The sequence below is a fragment of the Aquitalea sp. ASV11 genome (genome assembly GCF_016429185.1).
Taxonomy (GTDB): Bacteria; Pseudomonadota; Gammaproteobacteria; order Burkholderiales; family Chromobacteriaceae; genus Aquitalea; species Aquitalea pelogenes.
In genome coordinates, this window is sequence record NZ_JAELUD010000144.1 from 1 (window position 1) to 1285 (window position 1285).

1 protein-coding gene is annotated in these 1285 nt (G+C 62.6%); it reads left to right on the top strand.

Annotated elements, in window-relative coordinates; all coding sequences use genetic code 11:
• Nucleotides 1-1105, top strand: a 1105-nt coding sequence (locus JHD62_RS21330) for a gallate dioxygenase (RefSeq protein WP_199104565.1), incomplete at its 5' end; no start/stop codon positions are given.
• Between the last annotated feature and the right edge of the window lie 180 nt (nucleotides 1106-1285).

Below are 1285 nucleotides of genomic sequence, written 5' to 3' on the forward strand. Positions count from 1 at the left end.
CTTCGACCACTATTCCGCCTTCACCCTGGGCATAGATCAGCGTTACGAAGTGGCGGACGAAGGTGGTGGCGCGCGTAATCTGCCGCCGGTTGCGGGCCATGCCGCGCTGTCGCGCCATATCGGTGCCAGCCTGATGGCCGCCGAATTCGACATGTCCTTCTTCCAGGACAAGAAGCTGGATCACGGCTGCCTGTCGCCGCTGTCCATGCTCAACAACGGCAATAGCGACTGGGACGTACCCATCGTGCCGCTGGCCGTGGGGGTGTTGCAGTTTCCGGTGCCGTCTGCCGCGCGCTGTTACAAACTGGGCAAGGCCTTGCGCGATGCCATCGAAAGCTATCCGGAAGACCTGAAAGTGGCCATCGTCGCCACCGGCGGCCTGTCGCACCAGGTACATGGTGCGCGCTGCGGCTTCAATAATCCGGAATGGGATTTGCAGTTCCTGGAGCTGTTCGAGAAAGACCCGCAGGCACTCACCCGGCTGACACTGGCCGATTATGCCGAGCTGGGTGGCATGGAAGGGGCGGAAGTCATCATGTGGCTGATCATGCGCGGTGCGCTGTCCTCACAGGTAAAGAAAATCCACCAGACTTACTACCTGCCGTCCATGACCGGCATTGCCACCGCCATTTACGAAAACGCCAGCCTGCCGCTGCCCAAGCCGCGCACGGCGGACCTGCGTCACGCCATGGAGCGGGAACTGGCCGGGGCGGAGAACCTCACCGGCACCCACCCGTTTACCTTGGCAGCCAGCCTGCGCACCTACAGGCTGAACAAGTTCCTGCGCGACATGATTGATCCGGCGCACCGCGAGCTGTTCCTGAACAACCCGCAAGCCGCCTATGCCAAGGCCGGTTTGACGGACGAGGAGGCCGACATGCTGGAGCGGCGCGACTGGGATGCGCTGATCCGCTACGGCGTGATTTTCTTTGGCCTGGAAAAACTGGGTGCGGTGGTTGGCGTGTCCAACCTGCACATTTACGCCGCCATGCGTGGCCAGACGCTGGAGCAGTTCCAGGCCACCCGCAATGCGCCGGGCGCGCTGTATTCGGTTACCGGCAAGGACGCTGGCGCACTGGCCTGGGACCAGAACAAACAGGGCTGAGCATTGCAAAGCCGCTGCCCGCTGTGCGGCGGCCAGACAACAAGGAATCACACCATGATCATCGACATCCACGGCCACTACACCACCGCCCCCAAGGCGCTGGAAGACTGGCGCAAACGCCAGATCGACAACCTCTCCACCCCGGAGCTGGGCCCCAAGCCCTCCGAGCTGAAGATCTCC